This window comes from Micromonospora sp. HK10, assembly GCF_000982955.1.
Classification (GTDB): domain Bacteria; phylum Actinomycetota; class Actinomycetes; order Mycobacteriales; family Micromonosporaceae; genus Micromonospora.
Window position 1 is genome coordinate 11,872 of the sequence record NZ_KQ058893.1, and the last position, 25,954, is coordinate 37,825.

The window sequence follows — 25,954 nt, forward strand, 5'->3', positions numbered from 1 at the left end:
ATGCCCCGAAACTAGTAGCCCCGCCACTCCACGCGGGCGTAGTCGAGCACCCTCGGCCGCAACAGCGTGGAGGCGGGCACGTCCAGCCGGGCCCGGTCGGCGGGGAAGGTGGCCGCCGCGGTGAGCACCGCCGGGGTGAGGTAGCGCAGCGGCGGCGCGTCGGCGGGCAGCGCCAGCGCCGGTGGTGCCGACCCGGGCGCGGCGAGCACGTACCCCCAGTCGCCGAAGCTCGGCACGTCCACGTGGTACGGCACGGTGGCGAAGCCGGCCTCGCGGATCGAGCGCTCGATCGACCAGTACGACCGGGGCGCGAAGTAGGGCGAGCCGGCCTGCACGACCAGCCGCCCGCCCGGGGCGACCACCGAGCGGATCAACGCGTAGAACTCGACGGTGTAGAGCTTCGCGGTCGCCGTCTCGTCCGGGTCGGGCAGGTCGGCGATGACCACGTCGAACCGTTCGGTGGCGGTCCGCAGCCAGCCGAACGCGTCGAGGTTGAGCACCCGGACCCGGGGATCGGCCAGCGAGTTCCGGTTGAGTTCGCGCAGTTGCGGCTCGGTGCGGGCCAGCCGCACCACCGCCGGGTCCAGGTCGACCAGGGTCACCCGGCGCACGTCCGGATACTTCAGGATCTCCCGCAGCGCCAGCCCGTCCCCGGCGCCGAGCACCAGCACGTCGCCGTGCGGGCCGCGCATCGCCGGATGGACCAGCGACTCGTGGTAGCGGTACTCGTCGATCGAGCTGAACTGGAGGTCGCCGTTGAGGAAGAGCCGCAGGTCGGTGTCGGCGTGGCCGATCTCCCGCACCGACCGGGTCAACACGATCTCCTGGTAGCGGCTCCGCTCGGCGTGCACCACCGGGTCGCGGTAGAGCTGCTGGCGCGCGGTCACCTCGAAGTCGTGCGCGGTGACCCACGCGTACCCGAGGCAGAGGGCGACCACGACGCTGCCGGCGCCGAGCGCGAGCCGGGCCCGGCCGGTCAGGTCGGACCGGAACACCGTGCACACCAGGGCGACGCCGGCGACCGCGTTCACCGCGCCGACCACCAGGGCGCCCTTGAGCTGACCGAAGACCGGCATGAGCAGGAACGGGAAGGCCAGCCCGCCGAGCAGCGCGCCGACATAGTCGGCGGCGAACAGGTCGGCCACCGCGCTCCCGGCGGACTGCTCCCGGATGCGTTGCAGCATCACCATGAGCAGCGGGATCTCCGCGCCGATCAGCAGGCCGAGCACGAACGCGGTGCCGACCAGCGCCGGCCCGTACAGGTCCAGCCAGGCGAAGGCGGCGTAGAGGCCGAGCACGGAGAGGCCGCCGAGCAGCGCGAGGGTCAGCTCGATCGCGGCGAAGGCCGCCGCCGCCCGGGACTGCAACGGCTTCGCGACCAGCGCGCCGACCCCCATCGCGAAGACCATCACGCCGAGCACGATCGACGCCTGGCCGACCGTGTCCCCGATCAGGTAGCTGCCGAGCGCGACCAACGCCAGCTCGTACACCAGGCCGCAGGCCGCGCAGACGAAGACCGCGAGCAGAACCGCCGCGCGGGCCGGCCGCCAGGACGGCCGCGCCGGCGCGTCGGTGGTCATGCCCGCTCCTGGGTACGCGCGGCCACCGCGGCCGCCCCGGGGCGCTGCGCGGGCCCGGCTCCCCGGCGCCCGTGGCCGTTCCGGGGCGACGCGTCCGACGGCGCGCCGCCACCCGTCGCCCGGCGGCGCTGCACCACGCCCACGGTGATGAAGAGCGCGGCGAGCAGGAACAGCCCAACGGTGGCGAGCAGCCAGCCCCACCGGTCCCGCAGGTAGTCGCTGCCGGCGTCGGGCAGCGGGGACGGGCTGCCCGCCGCCGGGAGCGGGGCGTCGGCCGGCTCGGCCAGGCCGGCCTCGACGGCGAGCAGCGGCAGCATCACCGCGGCGCGGGTCACCGCCCAGCCCGGGTCGTCGACGAAGGCGTCCTCGGTGAGCCCGAGCCGCGCCAGCCCCCGCTCGACCTGCCCGAGATCGGCGAGGTCGATCTCCGGCGAGCCGGTCACCTCGATCCGGGCGAAGTCGTTGCGCTCGCTGCTCTCCGGGACGTAGCCGATGTTGGCGGTCACCTGCAGCCAGCGCGGGCACGCCGGGTTCTCCTCGACCGCGATGCCGTCGCCGAGGTTGGAGCCGACGTTGCGCGGGGCACCGCCGTAGTCGTAGTAGTCCACCAGCGCCCAGCCGTAGCAGAGGCCCTGTTCGGCGCTGGTGCGCTGGAGGATCGCCACGCTGTCGGTCCGCTCGTCGGTGGCCGGCGCCGGCACCGTGCGGTCCCCGCCGTCGTTGAGCACCCCCGCCACCACGCAGCCGGCGAAGACCAGGCCGACGGCCAACGAGGCGACCCAGGCGGCCTTCCGCTTCGCCGCCCGCTCGGCGGTCATCAGCTGATCGCGGCGGCGATGATCGCGCCGGTGGCGAGGTGCACGACGGCGGAGACCCAGACCGCGGGGTGCGGCTCGGGGTCGACCAGGATCTCCCCGAGCCGGCCCGGCGTGGCCATGTCCAGCAGCAGGAACGACGCGGCCATGATGACCAGCCCGAGGATGCCGTACGCGGCCGCGCCGATCAGGCCGAGCGCGAAGTCGTCCGCGCTGGCGGCGATCGCGGCGACCACGATGATGCCGACACCGGCCAGGTTCGAGGCGAGCAGCAGCGCGGCGTTGCGGTTGCGCTCCACCCAGATCAGCTCGTGCAGCTTGCCGGGGGTGGCGACGTCGACCAGCACGTAGCCGACGGCCATCAGGGCGACGCCGACCACGCCGTAGGCCAGCGTGACGAGCAGATCGGTGATCAGGGTCTGCACAGGGGACTCCAGGATTCGTCGAGGGGGTCAGGTCACTTGCCGGAGCCGGGTCCGCCGCCGCGGAGTGTGCTGCCCCGCCCCCAACCCCAGTGGGTGCCCACCCGGGAGTGGTAGCGGGGATAGGCGGTGGTCATCCGCTCCAGCAGGATCACCGAGCCGGCGGCGAGCGGCAGGATCACCACCGAGTCGTCGTCGTAGCGCAGGTAGACGCCGCTGCCGTCGACGTACTGGTCGGCCGGCCGCCAGGCGTCGGTGAGCTCCTTCGACACCTGGCTCGGCGCTTTGCCGGAGGTGTAGGCGAGCGCGTCGGCGCCGATGTCCCGGCTGGTCGCCCGCGCATAGTGGTCCTGCACGTAGCCGCGCGGCGAGAAGTTGCCGTAGAAGATGGCGAACGCGGCCACCAGCGCGCCGATCACGGCGAGCGCCACGCCCACCACGAGCCACCGTCGGTACGTCACAGTGCCACCACCGTCTCGGTCAGGACCAGTTCGTTGGTCTGCGGATACGCGTGCCAGGTGCGCCAGGCCACCGTGCCGTCCGGCGGATCGGGGCGGACCGCGAGCGCGGTGACCGCGTCCTCGTCGCCGGGGAAGACCCCGACCAGCGCGTACGGGTCGACGGCCAGTTCGGCGCGGAGCGCCGCGACCCGGCGGCGCAGTCCGTCGCCCGCCGGCCGGAGCACCGCGGCGGTGAACCGGTAGCCGGCGCCGGCGTCGTGCAGGCTCTCGGGCAGGTGCGGCGGCCGGCCGGGCAGGCAGGCGACGGTCTCGACGAGTGCGCCGCAGATCACCTGGTGCGAGGCGCCGAGCAGGCGCAGCCGCAGCCGCAGCCCGCCCGGCAGGGTCAGCTCCCGGACGTGCAGGGCGGGGTGCTCGGGGCCGCCGAGGGCCAGGCTCAGGTCGGCGGCGCTGGTGTCGACGTACGGGGTGTCCAGGGCGACCAGCACGCTCAGGCCGCCTGCTCCGGGCCGCCCTGCGGGTAGATCATCACCTCGGCGCGGCGCAGCTGCTCACCGAGGTTGACCTCCCAGCCGGCCTCGCCGTACGCCTCGAAGGAGAGCCGGGCGCCGCCCGGCGCCTGGTAGTCGTGGTAGCGCATGGTGCCGCGCGGGTCGAGGCCGGTGCCCTCGGTGGCGGTATAACGCGCCTGGCCCGACTCGTCCCAGTTGTAGCGGCGGCCGGCGATCTCCAGCGTCGGGGCGCCCGGCGTCACGGTGGCCCCCGGCTCGCTGGTCCAGAGCACCAGCTCCAGGTCGGGATCGGCCTCGACGGAGAGCCAGCGCTTCACCCCGCCCGCGTCGTCGAGCAGGTGCTCGGCCCAGCTCCAGCCCCCCTCGACCAGGTGCACCGAGCCACGCACCGTGTACGGCACCTGGCGGATCTCCACGATGTCGCCGGGCTTGAGCGCGCGGGGGTCGCCGCGCAGCGCGTCGGCGTCCCGGTCCCGGAACGGGTCGTTGGCGGCGGGCGGGCGTGACCCGGACCGGGTCCGGCGCGCCGCCAGCACGGCGATCACGACACCGGCCACCCCGACCAGACACCCCAGCGTGGCCACCAGGTACGCCACCGAACCGTTCACGAACGCCTCCCCCAAGATGCACCGGCGGTGACGGTAACAACCCGACGCCCGTGCGCCGAAGCCCTGTTCGCTGAGTGAGAGGTCAGCTACGGGACGTCCCGTCCGGCGCTCTCCGGGCCGGCCCGGTCGTCCGGGGCAGAGCCGCTGTCTCCGGCCGGCGCCCCTGCCGCGGAGGGCGGCGACCCGGCCTCGGCGGCGTCGGATGCCGACGGGGCGGTGCCGGCACCGGACTGTGGGGTGTCCGGATCCCCCGACGGGACGGCGGCGTGCCCGGCGGTTGACGGGGCGGTGGTGGGACCGGCCGGCGTCGGTCCGACATGCACGGCGGGATCAGGGCAGATCGGATATCCGGCCGGCGGCACCGGCCAGAACGGCTGCGGGTGATACGGCCCGTAGCCGTAGGCGTAGCCGTATGCCGGCCCGCGGTCGGGGCCGGCGGGCGCCGCACCGCGGAACCAGCGGCGGGAGTCGGAAAGCAGGAGCAGCACCACGACCGCGGCGCTGAGTCCCAGCACGAGCAGGACCCCGATGCCGCCCACCGCCATTGACACCGCTCCCGGCTCGTCCCGCGCGTAGAGCGTCTCCAGGAACTTCGACTCCTCCCAACCGGCGTCCGGCGGCCCGCCCGCCGACGGATCGACCTCCGCGATGTCCCCGGCGGCGAAGATCGTGAACGGGACGATCAGCAGGCCGAGGCAGGTCTGCCCGACGCAGAGCAGCAGCTGCGCCCCGCCCGCCACGAAGACGAGGATCCGGGCCACGTTGCTGCCCCGGCGCAGCGGCAGGGCGGTGGCACCGAGCCAACCCGCGAGCAGGAGCGCCGGGATGCTGATGAAGCAGGTCATGAAGACGTTCCCGGACCGCTCGTCGGCGACCTCGGCCGGGTCGGCGTCGGGTACCAGCCGCAGCGCCTCGTCGATCTGCGCGTTGTAGCGCACCGCGTCGGCGACGGCCAGGCAGACGACGAGGAGCAGGACGGCCACGGTGGCGAGCTGCAGCCAGTACGCCACGGTGACCGCACCGGGCCGGGCGGGCCGGGCCGGCGCGGTGTCGGAAGAGGTCATGGCGGCACAAGGTACGGGGTGAAGCGACTTCTCGCAGTCCCCCGACCGGGCCGGCGATCAGTCCCCGGTGAGGCGCTCGGTGGCGTACTCGCGGAGCGTCACCCGGCCCATGAGGCAGCCGCTGAACGTGGTGAACTCGCCGTCGTCGTGGCGCAGCCGTTCCCACGCCGCCCGGCCGCCCGCCGGGTCGGCGGTCTCCAGCAGCGTGGCCGCGTACGCCTTCCCCGCCGGCGAGCCGTGCGCGAGCAGCCAGTCCACCTTCTTCCGCCCCCGTCCCGGATCCTCGCGAAGGGCCTGCGCCAGGCGGCGGTACGCCTCCGTCGCCGGCAGGACCTGCCCGGCGAACCCCACCCCTCCGAAGGCGAGGGTGTCCGCCCGTGCGAGCTCCTCGACCGCCGCAGCCAACTCCCGGTCGTGCTTCCCGAACCCCACCATGCCCTCCCTACTGCCCGCTCCAGCCCACCCCGACCCTGTTGATCAAGGAGTTTGCGTCACGCCACCCGCGCTTCCCCGACGCGAACCCCTTGGTCAACTCGGACCTCACCGTCAACTCGGACCTCGCCGTCAACTCGGACCTCGCCGTCAACTCGGACCTCGCCGGGTGCGGCCGGGCCGGCGGGGGAGGCCGGGGGCCGGCGGGGGAGGCCGGGGGCCCGCGCGGGGGCGGGACCCCGGGCAGGGTGGTCAGGCGGGGGTGACCGTCAGGGAGTCCTTGGTGTCGGACAGGTCGACCCGGACCGTGTCGCCGTCGCGGATCTGGCCGGCCAGCAGCGCCTTGGCGAGCTGGTCACCGATGGCCGACTGGACCAGCCGGCGCAGCGGGCGGGCGCCGTAGATCGGGTCGTACCCGTGCTCGGCGAGCCAGGTGCGGGCCGCCTCGGTGATCTCCAGGCCCAGCCGGCGGTCGGCGAGCCGGCGGCGCAGCCGGTCGAGCTGGATGTCGACGATGGCCCGCAGGTCGGCGCCCTGGAGGGCGGCGAACACCACGATGTCATCGAGGCGGTTGAGGAACTCCGGCTTGAAGTGCGACCGGACCACCGCCAGCACGCCCTCCCGGCGCTCCTCCTCGGTCAGCGTCAGGTCACTGATCACCGACGAGCCCAGGTTCGAGGTGAGGATCAGGAGCGCGTTGCGGAAGTCCACGGTGCGGCCCTGGCCGTCGGTGAGCCGGCCGTCGTCGAGCACCTGGAGCAGCACGTCGAAGACGTCCGGGTGGGCCTTCTCCACCTCGTCCAGCAGGATCACCGAGTACGGCCGGCGGCGCACCGCCTCGGTGAGCTGGCCGCCCTCCTCGTAGCCGACGTAGCCGGGCGGGGCGCCGACCAGGCGGGCGACGGAGTGCTTCTCGCCGTACTCGCTCATGTCGATGCGGACCATGGCCCGCTCGTCGTCGAAGAGGAACTCGGCGAGCGCCTTGGCCAGCTCCGTCTTGCCGACACCGGTCGGGCCGAGGAAGAGGAAGCTGCCGGTGGGCCGGTCCGGGTCGGCGACGCCGGCCCGGGCCCGGCGCACCGCGTCGGACACCGCGCCGACCGCCTCGGCCTGGCCGACCACCCGGGCCCCGAGCGACCCCTCCATCCGCAGCAGCTTGGCGGTCTCGCCCTCCAGCAGCCGGCCGGCGGGGATGCCGGTCCAGGAGGCGACCACGGCGGCGATGTCGTCGGCGCCGACCTCCTCCTTGAGCATCGCGCCGTCGGCCTGGAGCCGGGCCAGCTCCTCCTCGGCCGTGGCCAGTTCGGCCTTGAGGGCCGGGATCCGGCCGTAGCGCAGCTCGGCGGCGCGCTCCAGCTCGCCGTCGCGCTCGGCCCGCTCGGCCTCGCCGCCGAGCCGCTCCAGCTCCTCCTTGGCGGTGGAGAGCTTGGTGATGTGGCTCTTCTCCAGCTGCCAGCGCTCAGAGAGCGCGGTGAGCTGCTCGCGCTTGTCGGCCAGCTCCTTGCGCAGCCGCTCCAGGCGCTCGGCGGAGGCGGCGTCGGGCTCCTTGGCCAGTGCCATCTCCTCGATCTCGAGCCGGCGCACCGCCCGCTCGATCTCGTCCACCTCGACCGGACGGGAGTCGATCTCCATGCGCAGCCGGGACGCGGACTCGTCGACCAGGTCGATCGCCTTGTCGGGCAGGAACCGGTCGGTGATGTAGCGGTCGGAGAGGGCGGCGGCGGCGACCAGCGCGGCGTCGGTGATCCGTACGCCGTGGTGCACCTCGTAGCGCTCCTTGAGGCCCCGCAGGATGCCGATGGTGTCCTCGATGGTGGGCTCGCCGACCAGCACCGGCTGGAAGCGGCGCTCCAGCGCCGGGTCCTTCTCGATGTGCTCGCGGTATTCGTCGAGGGTGGTCGCGCCGACCATCCGCAGCTCGCCGCGGGCCAGCATCGGCTTGAGCATGTTGCCGGCGTCCATCGAGCCCTCGCCCTTGCCGGCGCCGACCACGGTGTGCAGCTCGTCGAGGAAGGTGATGACCTGGCCGTTGGAGTTCTTGATCTCCTCGAGCACCGACTTCAGCCGCTCCTCGAACTGGCCGCGGTACTGCGCGCCGGCCACCATGGCGCCGAGGTCGAGCGAGACCAGCTTCTTGTCCCGCAACGACTCGGGTACGTCACCGGCGACGATCCGCTGGGCCAGGCCCTCCACGATGGCGGTCTTGCCGACGCCGGGCTCACCGATCAGCACCGGGTTGTTCTTGGTACGCCGGGAGAGCACCTGGATCACCCGGCGGATCTCCGAGTCCCGGCCGATGACCGGGTCGATCTTCCCGTCCCGGGCGCTGGCGGTCAGGTCCACGCCGTACTTGGCCAGGGCCTGGTAGGTCTGCTCCGGGTCGGCGGTGGTGACCCGCCGGTCCCCGCCCCGGACGGTCGGGAAGGCGGCGACCAGGTTCTCCTCGGTGGCGCCGGAGTTCTTCAGCGCGACGGAGACCGCGCCACCGACCCGGGCCAGCCCGGCCAGCAGGTGCTCGGTGGAGGTGTACTCGTCGCCGAGCGGCCGGGCGATCTGCTCGGCGGCGCCGATGGCGTTGACGAACTCGCGGGCCAGGGTGGGCTCGGCGATGCTGGAGCCGCGGGCGGCGGGCAGCCCGTCGACCGAGCGCTGGGCGACCCGGCGCAGCTCGGCGGGATCGGCCCCGACGGCGCGCAGCAGGCCGGCGGCGGTCGAGCCGTCGGTGTCCAGCAGTGACAGCAGCAGGTGCCAGGGTTCCACGGTGGCGTGGCCGCGCTGGTTCGCCAGCGCGACGGCACCGGTGATGGTCTCGCGGCTCTTGGTGGTGAGGCGTTCCGTGTTCATGGGCTCCCCCGGATCGGCGTGTCCACTGGGACAGACACAACCAGAGTTGAGTCTATTCCGCTCAACTCCATCGGTGTGAGCTGGATCACTCTCGGCGGTCCCAGCGCCAGTCGAACTCGCCCTCCGCCGGCGGCGGCCCGGGCAGCGACGGCTCGCGCTGCACCAGACCGGCGAGCAGCAGCGCCAGGTGGCGGCGGCGCAGCTGCCGGGTCCGCTCCGGATCGGGTACGCGGATCGCGGCGCACCCCTCCAGCAGCAGCCCGACGTCCTGCGTCACCACGTCCGGCCGGAGCCGCCCGGCCGCCCGCGCCCGCCGCACCAGCCCGTCGACCAGTTCGTTCGCGCGGATCGCGGCACGCCCCAACTCCTCGGTCGGGGTGAAGGTGCCGGCCAGGTGCACGGTGAGCGAGTGCACGTCGGCGTCGACGACGCGCTCCAGGAAGCCGGCGAACGCGGCCCAGCCGTCCGGCTCGTCGGCGACCTCCTCGGCGGCCGCGATGAACCGGCGCAGCCCGTCGGCGCAGAGCTTGCGCAGCAGGTCCTCCTTGCTGGCGTACCGCCGGTAGAGGGCGCTGATTCCGACGCCGGCCCGCTCGGCGACGGCGGCGACCGGCGCCTTCGGGTCGGCGAGGAAGACGGCGCGGGCGGCGTCCAGGATCACCGCGTCGTTGCGGGCCGCCTGGGCTCGCCGGCCGGCGAGCGGCGGGGCATCGGTCGGGTTCGGCATGCCCCGAAGATATCAGTGGAACGGATCGTTCCGCTCTGCTACTCTCAAGCGGAACGAAGTATTCCGTTCTGAAGGAGCCAGGCATGACGGACACCGCCATCCGCCCGTACCGCGTCGAGATCCCGCAGGCCGCCCTCGACGAGCTCGCCGACCGGCTGCGGCGGACCAACTGGCCCGGCGAGCTGCCGGACGCCGGCGCCGCCTACGGCACGCCGACCGACCGGGTCCGCGAGCTGGCCACCTACTGGCTGGAAAAGTTCGACTGGCGGGCGGTCGAGGCGCGGCTGAACGCCCACCCGCAGTTCGTCACCGAGATCGACGGCGAGGAGATCCACTTCCTGCACGTCCGGTCGTCCCGGCCGGACGCCATCCCGCTGGTGCTCACCCACGGCTGGCCCGGCTCGGTGGTCGAGTACCTGGACGTGATCAGCCCGCTCACCGCGCCGGCCGACCCGGACGCGCCCGCCTTCCACCTGGTGATCCCGTCGCTGCCCGGCTTCGGCTTCTCCGGCCCGACCCGCAGCGCCGGCTGGAACCGCTACCGCACCGCCCGCGCCTGGGCGACGCTGATGGCCCGCCTCGGGTACGACCGCTACGGCGCCGTCGGCAACGACGCCGGCTCGATGATCTCCCCCGAACTGGGCCGCGTCGACGCCGAGCACGTGCTCGGCGTGCACGTCACCCAACTCTTCTCGTTCCCGTCCGGCGACCCGGCCGAGTTCCAGGGGCTCTCCGAGGCGGACCAGGCCGCGTTGCAGCACCTCCAGTGGTTCTACGAGAACAAGTTCTCCTTCAACCAGGTGCAGAGCCAGCAGCCGCAGACGCTCGCGTTCGCGCTGGCCGACTCGCCCGTCGGCCTGCTCGCCTGGAACGGGCAGCTCTTCGACGAGAGCCTCGACCCGGACTTCGTCCTGGCCAACATCGCCAGCTACTGGTTCACCGGCACGGCCGGCTCGTCGATGCGGTTCTACTGGGAGGACGCGCACGCCACCGAGCAGCCGACCGGCCCGACCACGGCACCGACCGGGCTGGCCATGTTCCCCGGCGACTTCCAGTCGATCCGCCGCTTCGCCGACCGGGACCACGCCAACATCGTCAGCTGGCACCGCTTCGACGCCGGCCCCGAGCGGCGCGGGGACGTCGGCGGGCACTACGCCGCGCACGAGGCGACCGACGTGCTGGTCGGCGACGTGCGGCAGTTCTTCGCCGGGCTCCGCTGAGCACCCGCCGGGGCCGGCACAGTCCGGCCCCGGCGGAACGGCCTCAGGCGGCGGCCAGCACCAGCCTGATCCAGCGCCGGTTGCCGACCGGGCCGACGTTCAGCACGATCTCGTGCCGCCCGCGGGCCAGCAGCGTCCCGTCCCGCAGCAGGCTCAGCTGCTGCTCGGGCCGGACCGGCCAGCTCACCCGCTTGTACCGGCCGTCGACCACGAGACCCACGCCGTCCGGGCCGGTCACCCCCACCCGCCCGGCGCCGACCGGCGCCACCGACAGGATCCGGCTCGGATGCCCCTCGGCCGTTACCGGCTGCCACACCCCCCGCCACTGCCAGAGCGCCGGAAAGCTGATCCGATCCGGCCGCTCGCCCACCAGCCAGGGCTCGCCGTCGGGCGCGCGCACCGGGCGGAGCACACCGACCGGGTCCTCCGACGCGGGCACCGCCGTCCGCTGCCAGCTCCGGCCCTGGTCGGTCGAGACCGCCGCGTACGGCCGGCCGCCCTCGTCGGCACCGGTCGCCACCAGCAGGTCACCGGCCTCGGTCACGTCCTGCACCCGGGGCAGGCCGGGCTGGGCGGCCAGCGGACGCAACCGGCGGCCGTCCCACCGGGCCACCCGCCCGCCGCCCTCGTCGGTCACCTGGAAGCGGTCCGGCCCGGTCAGGCCGGGCGGCGGCGACACCCCCGGGTAGTGGGTGAAGGTGGCGCCACCGTCGGTCGAGGCGTACCACCCGAACGGTTCGGCGCCCAGCACCAGGACCCCGTTCGGTGCGTAGAGCTGCTGGTTCTCGGCCACCGGGCGGGGGTGCGGCAACGCCCGCCAGGACCGGCCACCGTCCCCGGTGGCGAAGAGCAGCGCCGGGCAGTCCCGCCCGGGTGGCCGGCCGTCGCAGGTCGCGAAGAGGGCGTATGCCCGCTCGGCGTCGACGAACTCGACGCGTGGCGGGTCGTACCGCGCGGCGACGGCGACCTCGACGTGGCGTACCTCGTCGACGTCCGCCACCGGCGGCGCGCTGGCGACCGGACGGGACGACGCGGACGCCCGGTCCGGCGGCGGCCGCCGCACGTCCCCGATCGAGCACGCGGTCAGGGCGGGCAGGAGCAGCAGGATGATCAGCATGTGACCCGGTCGTCGGTCCATCGCGCCTCCAGCACAGGTAGCCTCACCCGGGTGCGAGTACGTGTCGAACAGACTGCCCTACCGGGGATCGGCGTACGTCACGATCTGGTGACGGAGTCCGGCCGACGCCTCGGCGTGGTTTCCCACCGCAACGGCCGGCGGGACCTGGTCCTCTACGACCCCGACGATCCGGACGCCTGCCAGGCGGACATACCCCTCACCGACGACGAGGCCGAGGCGCTGGCCGACATCCTCGGCGCGTCGCTGATGCTCGGCCAGCTCGCCGGGCTGCGCGAGCAGGCCGCCGGGCTGCTCACCGAGCAGATCGTCATCCCGGCCGGCAGCCGCTACGTGGGCCGTCCGCTCGGCGACACCCGGGCCCGGACCCGCACCAGCGCGTCCATCGTGGCCGTGCTGCGGCAGGGCGAGGTGATCGTCTCACCCGACCCCACCTTCCGCTTCGCCGCCGGGGACGTGGTCGTCGTGGTCGGCACCCGCCAGGGGCTCGACGGCGTGACGGCGATCCTCGCCGAAGCGGATCCGGACGGCTGAGGCGCGGATGCACGAAACCACAACTCTGCTCGTCGAGGTCGGCGCGCTGCTGCTCCTGCTCGGCCTGCTCGGCCGACTGAGCCGTCGGTTCGGCGTCTCGCCCATCCCCCTGTACCTGCTCGCCGGCCTGGCCTTCGGCCACGGCGGCCTGCTGCCGCTCAACGCCAGCGAGGAATTCTTCGCCGTCGGCGCGGAGATCGGCGTCATCCTGCTGCTCGTCATGCTCGGCCTGGAATACAGCGCGAACGAGCTGGTGGGCAACCTCCGCTCGGCCGCCCCGGCCGGCCTGATCGACGCGGTGCTCAACGCACTGCCCGGCTTCGCGTTCGCGCTGCTGCTCGGCTGGGGCTGGGTGGCCGCGGTGGTGCTCGCCGGCGTCACCTGGGTCTCCTCGTCCGGGGTGATCGCCAAGGTGCTCGGCGACCTCGGCCGGGTCGGTAACCGGGAGACCCCGGTGATCCTCTCCGTCCTCGTGATCGAGGACCTGGCGATGGCCCTCTACCTGCCGCTGGTCACCGCGTTGCTCGCCGGCATCGGCCTGATCAAGGGCGGCTTCGCGCTCGCCGTCGCGGTGGTCACCGTGGTCGCCGTGCTGGCCGTCGCCATCCGGTACGGCCACCTGATCTCCTCGGCCCTCTCCGCGAAGGACCCCGAGGCGCTGCTGCTCGGGGTGCTCGGCCTGACCCTGCTGATCGCCGGCGTCGCGGCCAAGCTCCAGGTCTCCGCGGCGGTCGGCGCGTTCCTGGTCGGCATCGCCCTCTCCGGGCCGGTCGCGCACCACGCCACCGAGCTGCTCTCCCCGCTGCGGGACCTCTTCGCGGCGGTCTTCTTCGTCTTCTTCGGGCTGGTCACCGACCCGCGGGACATGCCGCCGGTGCTACTCCCGGCACTGCTGCTGGCCGTGGTGACCATGGCCACCAAGCTGGCCACCGGCTGGCTGGCCGCCCGCCGGGCCGGGATCGCCGAGCCCGGTCGCTGGCGGGCCGGCTTCGCGCTGACCCCGCGCGGCGAGTTCTCGATCGTCATCGCCGGGCTGGCGGTCTCCGCCGCGTACCCGGTCGAGCCGAAGCTGGCCGCCCTCGCCACCGCGTACGTGCTGATCACCGTGGTGACCGGCCCGGTGCTGGCCCGACTGCCCGACCTGCCGTGGTTCAAGCGCTGGCTGCGCCGGCGCAGCGCCCCCCGCACCCCACTGCCGGTGGAAGCGGTCAAATGACCCCGACCGGGCCGGGTCGACCATACGGTGGACCCGGTCCGGCCAACGGTTGCCGAATTGGTTCCGGGAAGGTCTACCGCTGTCCCGGGCAACCGGGTTAACGTGTCGCCCCAGCAGCCAGTCCGCGGGTGGCCGGTGCCCCCCGCCAGCGCAAGCGGAAGGTCGGCCGGTGAACGTGCAGGAAGAGACGTTCCGCGGCTTCGCCAACCCCGTCGATCCGTCGCCGGCCGAGCTGCGGTCGTGGGCGTACCAGCCCGACTCGGTGCCGCTGACCTCCATGCCGCAGGACTGGGACCTGCTGGTCGCCGGTGACCACCTGGTCGCGACGCTCTTCGAACTGGCCATGGACCCGGCCTGCCCGGCCCGCCGGTTCGCCCTGCACTGCCTCTACATCTACGCGGCCGACGGCATCCGGACCAATTTCCGGGCCCACCCGAAGCGCCGCTTCCGCAAGCTGGTCGAGCAGGCCGAGCGGGTCGGTGACGAGTTGATGCGCAACTGGGCGCACAACAGCCGGGTGCTGCTCGCCCGACCGGATCTCTTCGTCTACCGGGACTGGTGCGAGGGCGGTCTGGTCCGGGAGAACCGCCGGCTCTGAGGCTGTTTGTTCTGTCGGTTCTCTCGGTTGGGGGTGTGGCCCTGCCGTGCCCGGGTCCGGGGAGTGTGGCCCCGCCGCGCCCGGCTCCGGGGAGTGTGGCCCCGCCGCGCCCGGCTCCGGGGAGTGTGGCCCCGCCGCGCCCGGCTCCGGGGAGTGTGGCCCCGCCGCGCCCGGCTCCGGGCGCTCCGTTGTGGTAATCCCGGTGCCCTGCGCTGGGACGGCGAACGGGCCGGGACCCCCCGTGGGTCCCGGCCCGCACGTCGACGGATCGTCAGCTTGTCGACCCGCCCTGCTTCTTGCGCCGCTCGTCCGCCCTGGCCCGGTCGACGCCGTGGTCCACCTGGTCCGCGAAGCGGCCCTCTCTGATCTTTTCGGTGAAGCCGCCCGCCGAGATCCGGTCGAATCGCTCCCGGACCGTCTCGGCCACCTGCTCCAGCCGCTCCTCCGCCTGCTCCGCCACCTTCTTCGCCGATTCCGCCATGGCTCCCCCTGCCAGTTCGGAGTCCGAATTGAGTTGGTTGGCCGCATTCACAGGCTACCGAACCCCACCACCTTGAGACCCTGTTTTCCCCCGAACCCCTCACCGCCGCGCGAGTGGAACGCCATGGAGGTCAAACCGCGCCGGACACCTCCATGGCGTTCCACCCACGCCGCGGACCGTGCGCCGGAAGCCGGGGCACGGACGGGGAGCGAGCACCATGCCGAAAGCCAGGGAAGCAAGCACCGCGCCGGAAGCCGGGGCACGGACGGGGAGCGAGCACCATGCCGAAAGCCAGGGAAGCGAGCACCGCGCCGGAAGCCGGGCCGCCGACAGGCGCAGGCACCGCGCCGGAGGCCAGGGCGCGGACGGGGAGCGAGCAGCGCGCCGGAGGCCGGCTGCCGGCGGGGACAGGTGACGCGCCGGGGAACGGGCGGCGGGTGGGAATGGGAAGGCCGGCGCGGCCCGGGGTGGGCGCGCCGGCCTTGGCGTCGGGTGGGTCAGCGGTCGGGGTTGCGACGGGGGCGCCAGACCACGAGCGCGGTGGAGGTGCGGTTGGTGGGGACCAGGTCGCCGCGCGCGAAGCCGCCCAGCGACTCCAGCTCGGCGATCCGGCGGTACGCGGCATCCAGCTCCGCCTCCAGCCGGGCCACCCGCTGCTGGGCCTGCTCGAGCAGCCGCTCCAGCCCGATGATCCGCTTGACCCCGGCCAGGTTGATCCCGTCGTCCTGGCTGAGCCGCTGCACCTCCCGCAGCAGCACCACGTCCCGGACGCTGTACCGGCGGCCACCGCCGGCCGCCCGGCCGGGCTGGACCAGGCCCAGCCGGTCGTACTGGCGCAGGGTCTGCGGGTGCATGCCCGCCATCCGCGCCGCGACCGAGATCATCAGCACCTTGGCCTCGTAGGCAGGGTCACCCGAGCCGACGAACTCCTGCGACATCCCCGCTCACCTCCGCTGCCTGAATCACCGCGTCAACTGACTCGACGCACCCGCGCGTCGAGATGTTCCCGGGCGGCGGGCGGGGTCTGTTCGGCGAACGCCTCCAGCGCCGCCCGCGCCTCGTCCGACACCTTCGCCGGGACCACCACGTCGAGCGTGACCAGCAGGTCACCGGCGCGGCCGTCCCTGCGTACGACTCCCTTGCCCCGGGCACGCAGCACCCGACCGCTGGGCGTGCCCGGCGGCACCCGCAGGGTCACCGTGCCGTCCAGGGTCGGCACCCGCAGGTCGGTGCCGAGCACCGCCTCCGCGAACGTGATCGGCACGGTCAGGGTCAGGTCGTCCCCGGTGCGCCCGAACAGTTCGTCCGGGCGGACCTTCACCTGGACGAACAGGTCGCCGGCCGGTCCGCCGCGCTCGCCGGGCTCGCCCCGGCCGGCCAGCCGGATGCGCTGGCCGTCGGAGACCCCGGCCGGGAAGCGGACGTTCAGGGTGCGGGTCTTGGTCACCCCGCCCGTGCCGTGGCACTCCGGGCACTTCTCCTCCACGATGGTGCCCACGCCCTGGCAGTTGCGGCACGGCTCGGAGAAGCTGAACGACCCCTGGTTGCGGGTGGTCACCCCGGCACCGTGGCAGACCGGGCAGGCAACCGGCTGGGTGCCGGGCTTCGCCCCGTTGCCGTGGCAGGTCTCGCAGACGCCGGGCGCGCGGAGGGTGAGCGGGAGGGTGACTCCGCGTACGGCGTCGGAGAAGTCCAGCGCCACCTCGGTCTCCACGTCCCGACCCCGGGCCGGGCCGCGCGGGCGGGCCGCGCCACCGGCGCCGCCGCCGGTGAAGATCGAGCTGAACAGGTCGCCGAGGCCGCCGCCGCCGAACCGCGCCTCGCCGCCGCCCGCGCCCCCGCCGAACAGGTCGGAGACGTCGAACGGCATGCCGCCGGGCTGGCCGCCGCCGCGGGCGTTGCGCCGGAACGCGCCCGAGCCGAAGAGCGAACGCATCTCGTCGTACTCGCGGCGTTTCTTCTCGTCGCCGAGCACCGCGTACGCCTCGGAGACGGCCTTGAACCGCTCCTCGGCCTTCGGGTCACCGGGGTTGTGGTCCGGGTGCGATTCCCGGGCCAGCTTCCGGTACGACTTCTTGATCTCGTCCGGGGAGGCGGATTTCTCCACGCCCAGCGCGGCGTAGTAGTCCTTCTCGATCCAGTCCTTGGAACTCACCGGTCCACCCCCTTCCACGGGACGTATCCCGGTCGTCCCGCCCGCCCGGAGTGGGCGGGCGGAACGTCACGGGTCGGCACTACTCCGGGTCGGCGACCGCGACCATGGCGGGCCGCAGCAGCCGTTCGCCGAGCTGGTAACCCCGGCGCATGACCTGCACGCAGGTCGGTTCGGTGACGTCGGCGGAGGTCTGGTGGGCCACCGCCTCGTGCCGGGTCGGGTCGAACGGGTCACCCTGCTCGCCGAACGCGGTCAGGCCGAACTTGCCCAGCGCGCCGGTGAGCTGCTCCGCCACCGAGCCGAACGGTCCGACCAGGTCGCCGTGTTCCCGGGCCCGGTCCAGGTCGTCGAGGATCGGCAGCAGCGCGGTGAGCACGCTGCCGGTCGCCTGCTCCTGCACCAGGTTGCGGTCCCGGTCGACCCGTTTGCGGTAGTTGGCGTACTCCGCCGTCACCCGCTGCAGGTCCCGGGTCCGCTCCGTCAGCTCGGCGCGGACCGACTCCAGCTCGGCGTCGGCGGCGCCGGCCGCCGACGCGGCCTCCTCCTCGTTCGGCTGGGCCGGGGAGTCGACCACCGGCGGCCCGGAGACCGGGGCCTCGGCCTCGATCTCGTCGACCACGACCTCGGCCTCCTCGACCAGCCCTTCGGCCGGTGCGTCCGCGGCGGCGTCCGCCGCCGCGGCGTCCGAGGCCGGCTGCTCGGTGCTCTTGCCGATCTTGCGCTTGTCACGGATGACCACCCGCGGCTGCTCGCCGGCGTCCTGCCCGGCGCTCGCGGAGCCACCCGGCGCCGACCCGGTCGAGCCCGGGTCGGCGGCTCGTGGCTTCTCCGTCATGCGGTTACCTCATCCTCTGCCGGGAGAACATGTCCGGGACCGAAGGTCACTTCTTGTCCTCGTCCACGATCTCCGCGTCGACCACGTCGTCGCCGCCGCCGGCCTGCGGGCCACCGGTCGCGCCCGCGCCGCCCGGACCGGCCGCGCCGGGACCGGCCTGCTCACCCTGCTCGCCCTGCTGGGCGGCGTAGAGCAGCGAACCGGCCTGCTGGGAGACCTGGGCCAGCTTCTCGTGCGCGGCCTTGATCTTGTCGATGTCCTGGCCGCCGAGCGCGCTGCGCAGCTCGCCGAGGGCCTCGTTGAGCTGGTCGCGGTTTTCGCTGGGCAGCTTGTCGCCGCTCTCGGCGAGGAACTTCTCGGTCTGCCACTGGAGCGCCTCGGCCACGTTGCGGGTCTCGGCCTCGTCGCGGCGCCGCTTGTCCTCGTCGGCGTGCTCCTCGGCGTCCCGGCGCATCCGCTCGATGTCGTCCTTCGGCAGCGAGGAGCCGCCGGTGATCGTCATCTTCTGCTCCTTGCCGGTGCCCAGGTCCTTGGCGTGCACGTTGACGATGCCGTTGGCGTCGATGTCGAAGGTGACCTCGATCTGCGGCACGCCGCGCGGCGCCGGCGGGAGGCCGGTCAGCTCGAAGGTGCCGAGCTTCTTGTTGTAGGCCGCGATCTCCCGCTCGCCCTGGAACACCTGGATCAGCACCGACGGCTGGTTGTCGTCCGCCGTGGTGAAGACCTCGGAACGCTTGGTCGGGATGGTGGTGTTGCGCTCGATGAGCTTGGTGAAGATGCCGCCCTTGGTCTCGATGCCCAGGCTCAGCGGGGTCACGTCGAGCAGCAGGACGTCCTTGACCTCACCCTTGAGCACACCGGCCTGCAGGGCGGCGCCGACGGCGACGACCTCGTCCGGGTTGACGCCCTTGTTCGGGTCGCGGCCGGTGAGCTGCTTGACCAGGTCGGTCACGGCCGGCATCCGGGTGGAGCCGCCGACCAGGATGACGTGGTCGACGTCGGAGATCTTGATCCCGGCGTCCTTCACGGCCTGCTCGAACGGGCCCTTGCAGCGGTCCAGCAGGTCCTGCGTCATGCGCTGGAACTCGGCGCGGCTCAGCGTCACGTCGAGGTGCAGCGGGCCGGCCGAGCCGGCGGTGATGTACGGCAGGTTGATGTTGCTGGTGGTGGCGGCGGACAGCTCGATCTTGGCCTTCTCGGCCGCCTCCTTGAGCCGCTGCATGGCCATCTTGTCCTGGGACAGGTCGATGCCGTGCTCGCCGCGGAAGGTCTTCACCAGGTGGTCGATGATCCGCTGGTCCCAGTCGTCGCCGCCGAGGTGATTGTCACCGCTGGTGGACTTGACCTCGATGACGCCCTCGGCCAGCTCGAGCAGCGACACGTCGAAGGTGCCGCCACCGAGGTCGAAGACCAGGACGGTCTGCTCCTTGGAGCCCTTGTCGAGCCCGTACGCCAGGGCGGCCGCGGTCGGCTCGTTGACGATCCGCAGCACGTTGAAGCCGGCGATCTCACCGGCCTCCTTGGTGGCCTGGCGCTGCCCGTCGTTGAAGTACGCCGGCACGGTGATCACCGCGTCGGTGATCTGCTCACCCAGGTACGCCTCGGCGTCCCGCTTGAGCTTCATCAGCGTGCGGGCCGAGATCTCCTGCGGGGTGTACTTCTTGCCGTCGATGTCGACGGTCCAGTTGGTGCCGATCTCCCGCTTGACCGAGCGGATGGTCCGGTCCGGGTTGGTCACCGCCTGGCGCTTGGCGACCTCACCGACGAGCACCTCGCCGTTGCGGGCGAACGCGACGATCGAGGGGGTCGTCCGCGAGCCCTCCGCGTTGGCGATGACGGTGGGCTCACCGCCCTCGAGAACGCTGACGCAGGAGTTCGTCGTGCCGAGGTCGATGCCGACCGCACGTGCCATGTTCGCTTCCTCGCTTCGCAGAAGGTGGGCAGGTCAACGGGCCTGCCCGGCGGGTCGCCCGCAGCGACCGCACCACAAGTTGAGTGAACTTGACTCAATAGTGCCACGCCCCCGGCAAACCGCAAGTCGGGGTTGAGTCGACCCGACGCAACCTGACCGTTATTACCGTCCGGTTGTCTTACCTTGCATCGGTCGGGCACGCTTTAGCGGTGACGACGCATGGCGATTCCGCCACCCGTTCCGGCGCGCCCGCCGTCGCAGCCCGGACCGGCCCGGAGGCCGCGGATGATCCGCCCGCCAGCAGTGCGGACGGTCTCCCGGCCACGCTCACCGGCCTGCGGGCCGCGATCGTGGCCGCCCGGTTCCCGCTGGCCCTGCCCTCGGCCGAGCCGGCCCGCCGGACCACCGCGGCCCTCACCGACCAGCTCGACGACTACCTGCTGCCCCGGCTCGCCCGGCTCGACGCCCCGCTGCTCGTGGTGGTCGGCGGTTCCACCGGCGCCGGCAAGTCGACGCTGGTCAACAGCCTCGTCCAGGCGCGGGTCAGCGCCGCCGGGGTGCTCCGGCCCACCACCCGCTCCCCGGTGCTGGTCTGCAACCCGGCCGACTCGGCCTGGTTCCGCCAGGGCGAGCTGCTGCCCGGCCTGACCCGCACCAACGACCCGAGCGACCAGCCGGGCACCCTGCACCTGGTCACCGCCCCCGCGCTCCCCGCCGGCCTGGCCTTCCTCGACGCGCCCGACATCGACTCGGTGGTCGATGCCAACCGGGCGCTCGCCGGCCAACTGCTCGCCGCCGCCGACCTCTGGCTCTTCGTCACCACCGCCGCCCGGTACGCCGACGCCGTCCCCTGGGAGCTGCTGCGCAGCGCCCGGGCGCGGGGCACGGCGATCGCCATGGTCCTCGACCGGGTGCCCCCGGAGGCCGTCGACGAGATCGCCGCCCACCTCTCCGAGATGCTCGCCGAGCAGGATCTGGGCGCCGCGCCGCTCTTCGTCCTGCCGGAGACCTGGGTGGACGGGCAGGGGCTGCTGCCGGATCGGGTCACCGCCCCCTTGAGCGCCTGGTTCGCCCGGCTCGCCGCCGACGCCGACGCCCGCGCGGCCGTGGTCCGGCAGACCCTGGACGGCGCGCTGGCCGCGCTGCACCCCACCGTGGAGGCGCTGGCCGACGCCGCCGACGAGCAGGTGGCCGCCGCCGACGCGCTGGACGAGCGGGTGCGGGCGGCGTACCGGGGGGCCCACCGGACGGTCGACCAGGGACTGCGGGACGGGCGGCTGCTGCGCGGCGAGGTGCTGGCCCGTTGGCAGGAGTTCGTCGGCACCGGCGAGTTCTTCCGCAGCCTGGAGGCCCGGATCGGCCGGCTGCGGGACCGGGTGGTGGCCGCCGTCACCGGGCGCCCCGCCCCCGCGGCCGAGCTGCGGACCGCCATCGAGTCGCAGCTCGTCACGCTGCTGCGCGGGGTGGCCGCCGAGGCGGCGGAGAACGCGTACACCGGGTGGAAGGCGCACCCGGCCGGCGCGGCGCTGCTCGACCCCGGGCTCGCGCACGCGTCGGACGACTTCGCCGAACGCGCCGAGCGGCTGGTCCGCGACTGGCAGCGCGGGGTGCTGGAGCTGGTCCGGGAGGAGGGCGGTGACCGCCGGTTCGTGGCCCGCACCGCCGCGTACGCGGTCAACGCCACCGGCCTGGCCGTCATGATCGGGGTCTTCGCCTCCACCGCCTTCATCCCGACCGGGCTGGAGCTGGCCACCGGCGCCGGCACGGCGGTCGCCGGGCAGGCCGTCCTCCAGGCGATCTTCGGCGACCAGGCGGTCCGCAACCTGGCCAACACGGCCCGGGGCGACCTGCTCGACCGGGTCGCCACGCTGCTCGGCGAGGAGGCCGGCCGGTTCCTCGACCGCACCGGCGCCGCCCGCCCGGCCGCCGACTCCGGCGACGCGCTGCGCCGGGCCGCCGTCGAGGTGGAGCGGGCCCGCCACCGCAGCGGCCTGACCCGCGCCGACGGCCCGGCCCTGCCCACGCCCGAGCCGGGCGGCGACCGGTGAGCGCGGGCCACCGGCGCGCGGGGGGTGGGCGCGGGTGAGCAACATCGTGGGACGGATGCGGGAGGCGTTCCGGGGCGAGCAGCGGATCGACCCGGACGCCCTGATCGCGCGCCTCCAGGCGGTCCAGCGCTTCCTGGACGCGGCGGACGGGCTGGTGCCCGACACCCAGCTGGTCGCCGCGCACACCGTGGTCGAGCGGGCCGGCACCCGGCTCGCCCTCTCCGGGCACCACACCGTGGTCGCCCTGGCCGGGGCGACCGGCAGCGGCAAGTCGAGCTTGTTCAACGCGCTCGCCCGGCTGGACCTCTCCCCGGTCGGGGTGCGTCGGCCCACCACCGGGGTGGCGCACGCCTGCGTCTGGGGGCCACTGGAGGGCGCGTCCCGGCTGCTCGACTGGATCGGCGTGCTGCCCCGGCACCGGTTCGTCCGGGAGAGCCCGCTGGACGGCGACGACGAGTCCGGCCTGCACGGCCTGGTCCTGCTGGACCTGCCCGACTTCGACTCGGTGCAGCAGGCCCACCGGCTGGAGGTGGACCGGCTGCTCGGCCTGGTCGACCTGGTGGTCTGGGTGGTCGACCCGCAGAAGTACGCCGACCGGGTGATCCACACCAGCTACCTGCGCGAGTTCCACCGGCACCGGGACGTGACGGTGGTGGTGCTCAACCAGGCCGACCGGCTGCCGCCGGCGGAGTTGCCCCGGGTCCTCGGCGACCTGCGCCGGCTGCTCGACGCCGACGGGCTGGAGGGCGTGCCGCTGCTGCCCACGGTGGCGGTGGACCCGGCCGGCCTGGACGGGCTCCGGGTCGAGCTGGAGCGTACGGTCGCCGAGCGGCAGGCCGCGCTGCGCCGGCTGGCCGGCGACGTGGACAGCGTGGTGGCGGGGCTGACCCCGCTGGTCGGGCCGGAGCCGCCGAGCACCCGACCGGGCGACGCGTCCGCGCAGGAACTCACCGCGGCGCTGGCCGGCGCGGCCGGGGTGCCGACGGTGGCCGGGGCGGTCGAGGCGGCGTACCGGCACCGCGCGGCGGGCACCACCGGCTGGCCGCTGGTGCGTGGCTGGCGCCGGCTCCGGCCGGACCCGCTGCGCCGGCTGCACCTGCCCGGCGGGGCACCCGACGCGCCGGCGGAGAGCCTGGTCGCCGCGACCTCCGTACCCGATCCGACCGCCGCCCAGCGCTCGGCGCTCAACCTGGCCATCCGGGCGGTGGCCGACCGTTCCGCCGCCGACCTGCCGGCGCCCTGGCCGGCCACGGTGACCGGGGCGGCCCGGTCCCGGCTGGCCGACCTGCCGGACGCGCTGGACCACGCGGTGGCCGCCACCGATCTGGGCCTGACCGGGCGGCCGCTCTGGTGGCGGGTGGTCGGCGGCCTGCAGTGGCTGGTCACCCTGGCCGCGGTGGCCGGGCTGGGCTGGCTGGTCCTCGGCTACGCGCTGCGGGCGCTCGGCCTGCCCGCGCTGGACTATCCCAGACTCGGCACGGTGCCCTGGCCGACGGTGCTGCTCCTCGGTGGCCTGTTGGCCGGGCTGTTGGTGGCGGCGCTGAGCCGGCCGGTGATCCGGCTGGCGGCCCGGCGGGCCCGGCAGCGGGCCGAGCGGCGGCTGCTGACCTCGGTGGGCAGCGTCGGCGAGAAGTACGTGCTCAACCCGGTCTGGGCGGTGCTGGCCCGCTACGGGCAGGCCCGGGAGGCGCTGCACGAGGCGGCGCGCCGCTGAACGCGGCGTGCTGCGCGGCGCCCGGGCCGGCCGGGCGGCGTAGGGTCGGTGCATGGCCACGCCACAGACCCCCTACGAGGCGGTGCTGCACGCCGCACGCGACGTGACGAGGCTCGACTCCGCCCTCGACGCCGAGATGCTCGGCGCCGCGCTGCTGGGCAGCGTCTACGCCGTCGCGGAGACCGACCGGGAGGCCGCCGTCCGCGAGTTCGTGACCGGGTTCCTCGCGGTCACCGCCCGCCGGCGCAGCGCCGCCGCGACCACCATCCGCAGCGTCTTCGCCGCGCTGGTGCCGGAGGCCGAGGGCACCGCCCGGGTCCGTCCCGGCGCGTACGCCCCGGCCTGGGCCGGGCAGCTCGGGAAGGTGCACCTCACCGGCGCCTGGGCGTACGGGGACGTGTACGGCGATCAGACCTCCTACCTGGCCACCTTCGCCTACGACGACGCCGAGGGCGGGCCGGAGCACGCCCTGGTGGCCCTGGTCGACCACAACATCGGCATCACCAAGGACGTCTTCGTCGGCGGTCCGGCCGAGCGGATCGTCGAGCAGGCCCGGGAGATCTGCACCGAGGACGAGCTCACCTGGTTCCGCACCGAGGACCCGGCCCGGATGCGCGCCGAGGTGGGCCGCTACCTGGCGGTCACCGACAGCCTCGACGAGCTGCCCGCCCAGGGCTCGCTCGCCACCGACCGGGCGCTGGTCGGCGCGCGGCTGGCCGTGCTGCCGGGCCGGGCCGTCGCGGCGGACGCAGGTACCCGGCCGCCCGCCACCGACGAGGAGCGCAGCCGGCTGATCCGGGGCTTCCTCGGCTCGCCGGAGGCCGCCCGGTTCGGCCTGGACTCGGTCGCCGACGCGGAGCTGCCGTCCCTGCACTTCTGCCTGGGGTTGCTGCTGGACCACGCGGCGAGCTTCCCGGACGCGGACCCCACCCGGTGGAGCCCGATGGTCGCCGAGCTGTTCCTGCTCGACTGGGTGCACCGGCGGGCCGTGCTGGACATGGACGACGCGGCCATGCTGCCCCGGGTGCTGCGCGGCTGGGCGGCGTACGCCTCCCGCCTGCGCGGGCTGCCGGCCGCGGCGGCTCACCGGACGGACGAGGCGATCGAGGAGATGATCCCCGAGTTCGCCCGGCTCTACAGCACCGGCGAGCGGCGCAGCCCGGCCACCGCGGCGGTGGCCCAGCTGATGGCGGACGGCGTGGACCCGGACGATCCGGCCGCGCTGAACGCCTGGATCGAGGCCAACCGGCACCGGCTCACCGACGACCCGGCCTGACCGGACGCCGGCTCTCTCCCGGGCCCCCGGGCCCGCACCGGACACCCGTCCGGCCCACCGACCGCCACCGGCCGCCGCCCGGCCGGGCGGCGGGCGCGGACCGGGAGGCGGTCGGGACGGGCGTCCGGCCGGGTCTCGGCGGCGGGGCGGCGATCGGGGCGAGGTCTCAGCCGAGGGTGGCGATCAGGGCGGCCGGGCCGTCGGGTACCGCCGCGGGTAGCGGCGCCGGGGCCGGCCGGGCCGCCGGCGGGACCGCCGGGCGCAGCCGCGGCACCGGCGTGGGCGTGGGGCGGGCAGCCGCCACGGGATCGGAGCTGCGCGGGCCCGGCCGGGGCGCGGCGGGCCGGGGGCGACGGTCGGGCCCGGCGCCGGCGGACGGGCGGGGCGACGCCGTGGGGCTCGGTGCCGGGTCGCCGGTGGGGCTCGCGGTCGGCGCGGGAGAGGTCGGCGGCGGGCTGCTGGGCGCCGGGGAGTCGGGCGCGGGCGAGCCGCCCGGCGAGGCGGTGTCGGCGGGGTCGGGGGCCGGGCTGCTGGTCGACGGGTCCGGCGCCGGCTCGGAGAAGGTGGCGGTGGGCTCGGCGGTCGGGCTCGGGGTGGGTTCCGGCGTCGCCGGGTCGGTGGCCGACGGGGTCGGCGTGGGGGCCGGGCGCGGCGAACTCGGCGTCGGCCGGTCGGACCGGCGGGCGGGCACGCCGGGCAGCGACCGGCGCTGCGAGCCGAGGTCGTTGTCGACGGGCAGGGCGGGGGCGGCCGGGAGCAGCGGCGACCGCCCCGGCAGGCTGGTGGCCCCGCCGGTGGCGGGCGTCGGCGGGAGGGGCGGCTGGGTTCCGTCGGGCAGTGGGATCACCACCGGGCCGATCGAGGGGGTCGGGATGAACCGGCTGCCGCTGTCCGGGAGGGCGCTGTTGCCCACGGTGGCCGAGCCGGTGCTGAACGCGGCCAGGATGGGCATCGACGCGGTGCCGGCGAGCAGCGCGACCGTGAAGAGGTAACCGCGGGTCGGGCCGCCCGTGGCGGGCGCGCGGTGGCTGCCGACGACCCGCCGGTAGCCGGCCCGGGAGCCGGCGCGGTGGCGGCCGAGAAGTGGGCTACCGGGACCCTCTGCTGGCTCGGACACCGGCTCACTCCTCGTACGTCGTCGGCGGGATCCCGGCCGCAGGCACGGCACAGCGAAACGGACAAACGCCGTTTAACGCCCAGCGGGACACCAGTCAGCTTGGACCAGTGACGCTCAGTTCACCAGCCGCAACCGCGTGTCGACACACAAATTGTCCGTCGGTACTGGACGGTCAAACCTGACAAAGCACCTATCCGTCGTGAACCAGACCGAACGTCACGGGCGGGGGAGGCCATACTGTGGGCCCG

General features: G+C 74.3%; 24 protein-coding genes. 7 read left to right on the forward strand and 17 right to left on the reverse strand.

All coding sequences use genetic code 11. The annotated features are described in order from the left end of the window. Positions 1 to 11: 11 nt before the first annotated feature. From LQ51_RS28460 to LQ51_RS28510, 10 genes are all read right to left on the reverse strand, one after another. Positions 12 to 1,580: a polyamine aminopropyltransferase gene (locus tag LQ51_RS28460; RefSeq protein WP_046571036.1), complete on the reverse strand. Its 1,569-nt coding sequence runs from the start codon at positions 1,578 to 1,580 to the stop codon at positions 12 to 14. Continuing rightward, the gene (locus tag LQ51_RS28465) at positions 1,577 to 2,398 is read right to left on the reverse strand and encodes a hypothetical protein (RefSeq protein WP_046571038.1); all 822 of its coding nucleotides are present in this window, start codon (positions 2,396 to 2,398) and stop codon (positions 1,577 to 1,579) included. Before LQ51_RS28465 ends, LQ51_RS28460 begins: the two co-directional genes overlap by 4 nt. Then, the gene (locus LQ51_RS28470; RefSeq protein ID WP_046571040.1) at positions 2,398 to 2,820 is read right to left on the reverse strand and encodes a DUF350 domain-containing protein; all 423 of its coding nucleotides are present in this window, start codon (positions 2,818 to 2,820) and stop codon (positions 2,398 to 2,400) included. Before LQ51_RS28470 ends, LQ51_RS28465 begins: the two co-directional genes overlap by 1 nt. Before the next feature lie 32 nt (positions 2,821 to 2,852). Beyond that, complete coding sequence (locus tag LQ51_RS28475; RefSeq protein ID WP_046571042.1) at positions 2,853 to 3,278, reverse strand: DUF4247 domain-containing protein; 426 nt, start codon at positions 3,276 to 3,278, stop codon at positions 2,853 to 2,855. Then, complete coding sequence (locus tag LQ51_RS28480) at positions 3,275 to 3,766, reverse strand: DUF2617 family protein (protein WP_046571044.1); 492 nt, start codon at positions 3,764 to 3,766, stop codon at positions 3,275 to 3,277. The genes LQ51_RS28475 and LQ51_RS28480 overlap by 4 nt, the downstream gene beginning before the upstream one ends. 2 nt (positions 3,767 to 3,768) lie before the next feature. Then, the gene (locus LQ51_RS28485) at positions 3,769 to 4,398 is read right to left on the reverse strand and encodes a DUF4178 domain-containing protein (protein ID WP_046571085.1); all 630 of its coding nucleotides are present in this window, start codon (positions 4,396 to 4,398) and stop codon (positions 3,769 to 3,771) included. Positions 4,399 to 4,484: 86 nt separating this feature from the next. Continuing rightward, positions 4,485 to 5,462, reverse strand: coding sequence for a hypothetical protein (locus tag LQ51_RS28490; protein WP_046571046.1), 978 nt, complete (start codon positions 5,460 to 5,462; stop codon positions 4,485 to 4,487). A 57-nt stretch (positions 5,463 to 5,519) separates the two neighbouring features. Continuing rightward, positions 5,520 to 5,897, reverse strand: coding sequence for a hypothetical protein (locus LQ51_RS28495; protein ID WP_046571048.1), 378 nt, complete (start codon positions 5,895 to 5,897; stop codon positions 5,520 to 5,522). 249 nt (positions 5,898 to 6,146) lie between these two features. Then, entirely contained in the window at positions 6,147 to 8,738 is a 2,592-nt protein-coding gene (gene clpB / locus LQ51_RS28505) for an ATP-dependent chaperone ClpB (protein ID WP_046571051.1), read from the reverse strand. Positions 8,739 to 8,823: 85 nt separating this feature from the next. Then, positions 8,824 to 9,465 (reverse strand): TetR/AcrR family transcriptional regulator, encoded by a 642-nt coding sequence (locus LQ51_RS28510; RefSeq protein WP_046571053.1) that lies wholly within the window; start codon positions 9,463 to 9,465, stop codon positions 8,824 to 8,826. Positions 9,466 to 9,548: 83 nt separating this feature from the next. Here LQ51_RS28510 and LQ51_RS28515 point away from each other — a divergent pair, with 83 nt between their 5' ends. Further along, complete coding sequence (locus LQ51_RS28515) at positions 9,549 to 10,685, forward strand: epoxide hydrolase family protein (protein ID WP_046571055.1); 1,137 nt, start codon at positions 9,549 to 9,551, stop codon at positions 10,683 to 10,685. Between the two features lie 43 nt (positions 10,686 to 10,728). Here LQ51_RS28515 and LQ51_RS28520 read toward each other — a convergent pair whose 3' ends face one another. Beyond that, a complete protein-coding gene (locus tag LQ51_RS28520; RefSeq protein ID WP_156313270.1) occupies positions 10,729 to 11,823 on the reverse strand; it encodes a beta propeller repeat protein in 1,095 nt (364 codons plus the stop codon). A 30-nt stretch (positions 11,824 to 11,853) separates the two neighbouring features. Here LQ51_RS28520 and LQ51_RS28525 point away from each other — a divergent pair, with 30 nt between their 5' ends. The 3 genes from LQ51_RS28525 to LQ51_RS28535 all read left to right on the forward strand — a co-directional run bounded on the left by LQ51_RS28525 (position 11,854) and on the right by LQ51_RS28535 (position 14,168). Continuing rightward, positions 11,854 to 12,354, forward strand: a complete 501-nt coding sequence (locus LQ51_RS28525) for a cation:proton antiporter regulatory subunit (protein ID WP_046571059.1) — start codon at positions 11,854 to 11,856, stop codon at positions 12,352 to 12,354. A 7-nt stretch (positions 12,355 to 12,361) separates the two neighbouring features. Continuing rightward, positions 12,362 to 13,570 carry a cation:proton antiporter gene (locus LQ51_RS28530; protein ID WP_046571061.1) on the forward strand — a complete coding sequence of 403 codons (1,209 nt, stop codon included), beginning with the start codon at positions 12,362 to 12,364 and terminating at the stop codon, positions 13,568 to 13,570. Between the two features lie 169 nt (positions 13,571 to 13,739). Next, on the forward strand, positions 13,740 to 14,168 hold the full coding sequence (locus LQ51_RS28535; protein ID WP_046571063.1) for a hypothetical protein: 429 nt from the start codon (positions 13,740 to 13,742) through the stop codon (positions 14,166 to 14,168). Positions 14,169 to 14,439: 271 nt separating this feature from the next. Here the strand turns inward: LQ51_RS28535 and LQ51_RS28540 are convergent, their stop codons facing one another. The 5 genes from LQ51_RS28540 to dnaK all read right to left on the reverse strand — a co-directional run bounded on the left by LQ51_RS28540 (position 14,440) and on the right by dnaK (position 19,551). Next, on the reverse strand, positions 14,440 to 14,649 hold the full coding sequence (locus tag LQ51_RS28540) for a hypothetical protein (RefSeq protein ID WP_046571065.1): 210 nt from the start codon (positions 14,647 to 14,649) through the stop codon (positions 14,440 to 14,442). A 497-nt stretch (positions 14,650 to 15,146) separates the two neighbouring features. Next, a complete protein-coding gene (locus tag LQ51_RS28545) occupies positions 15,147 to 15,587 on the reverse strand; it encodes a heat shock protein transcriptional repressor HspR (RefSeq protein WP_046571067.1) in 441 nt (146 codons plus the stop codon). Between the two features lie 32 nt (positions 15,588 to 15,619). Continuing rightward, positions 15,620 to 16,804 (reverse strand): molecular chaperone DnaJ, encoded by a 1,185-nt coding sequence (gene dnaJ, locus LQ51_RS28550; protein ID WP_046571069.1) that lies wholly within the window; start codon positions 16,802 to 16,804, stop codon positions 15,620 to 15,622. A gap of 79 nt (positions 16,805 to 16,883) precedes the next feature. Beyond that, positions 16,884 to 17,639, reverse strand: coding sequence for a nucleotide exchange factor GrpE (grpE, locus tag LQ51_RS28555; protein WP_046571070.1), 756 nt, complete (start codon positions 17,637 to 17,639; stop codon positions 16,884 to 16,886). A 46-nt stretch (positions 17,640 to 17,685) separates the two neighbouring features. Continuing rightward, entirely contained in the window at positions 17,686 to 19,551 is a 1,866-nt protein-coding gene (dnaK, locus tag LQ51_RS28560) for a molecular chaperone DnaK (protein WP_046571072.1), read from the reverse strand. A gap of 209 nt (positions 19,552 to 19,760) precedes the next feature. Between dnaK and LQ51_RS28565 the strand changes: the two genes are divergently transcribed. The 3 genes from LQ51_RS28565 to LQ51_RS28575 are packed head-to-tail and all read left to right on the forward strand — an operon-like array spanning position 19,761 to position 24,589. Then, positions 19,761 to 21,599, forward strand: coding sequence for a GTPase domain-containing protein (locus LQ51_RS28565; protein ID WP_046571074.1), 1,839 nt, complete (start codon positions 19,761 to 19,763; stop codon positions 21,597 to 21,599). A 55-nt stretch (positions 21,600 to 21,654) separates the two neighbouring features. Beyond that, positions 21,655 to 23,313: a GTPase gene (locus tag LQ51_RS28570; protein WP_046571087.1), complete on the forward strand. Its 1,659-nt coding sequence runs from the start codon at positions 21,655 to 21,657 to the stop codon at positions 23,311 to 23,313. A 52-nt stretch (positions 23,314 to 23,365) separates the two neighbouring features. Continuing rightward, a complete protein-coding gene (locus LQ51_RS28575; protein WP_046571076.1) occupies positions 23,366 to 24,589 on the forward strand; it encodes a hypothetical protein in 1,224 nt (407 codons plus the stop codon). A 166-nt stretch (positions 24,590 to 24,755) separates the two neighbouring features. On the opposite strand, the gene LQ51_RS28580 is transcribed toward LQ51_RS28575, so the two are convergent. Continuing rightward, the gene (locus LQ51_RS28580; RefSeq protein WP_046571078.1) at positions 24,756 to 25,706 is read right to left on the reverse strand and encodes a hypothetical protein; all 951 of its coding nucleotides are present in this window, start codon (positions 25,704 to 25,706) and stop codon (positions 24,756 to 24,758) included. Between the last annotated feature and the right edge of the window lie 248 nt (positions 25,707 to 25,954).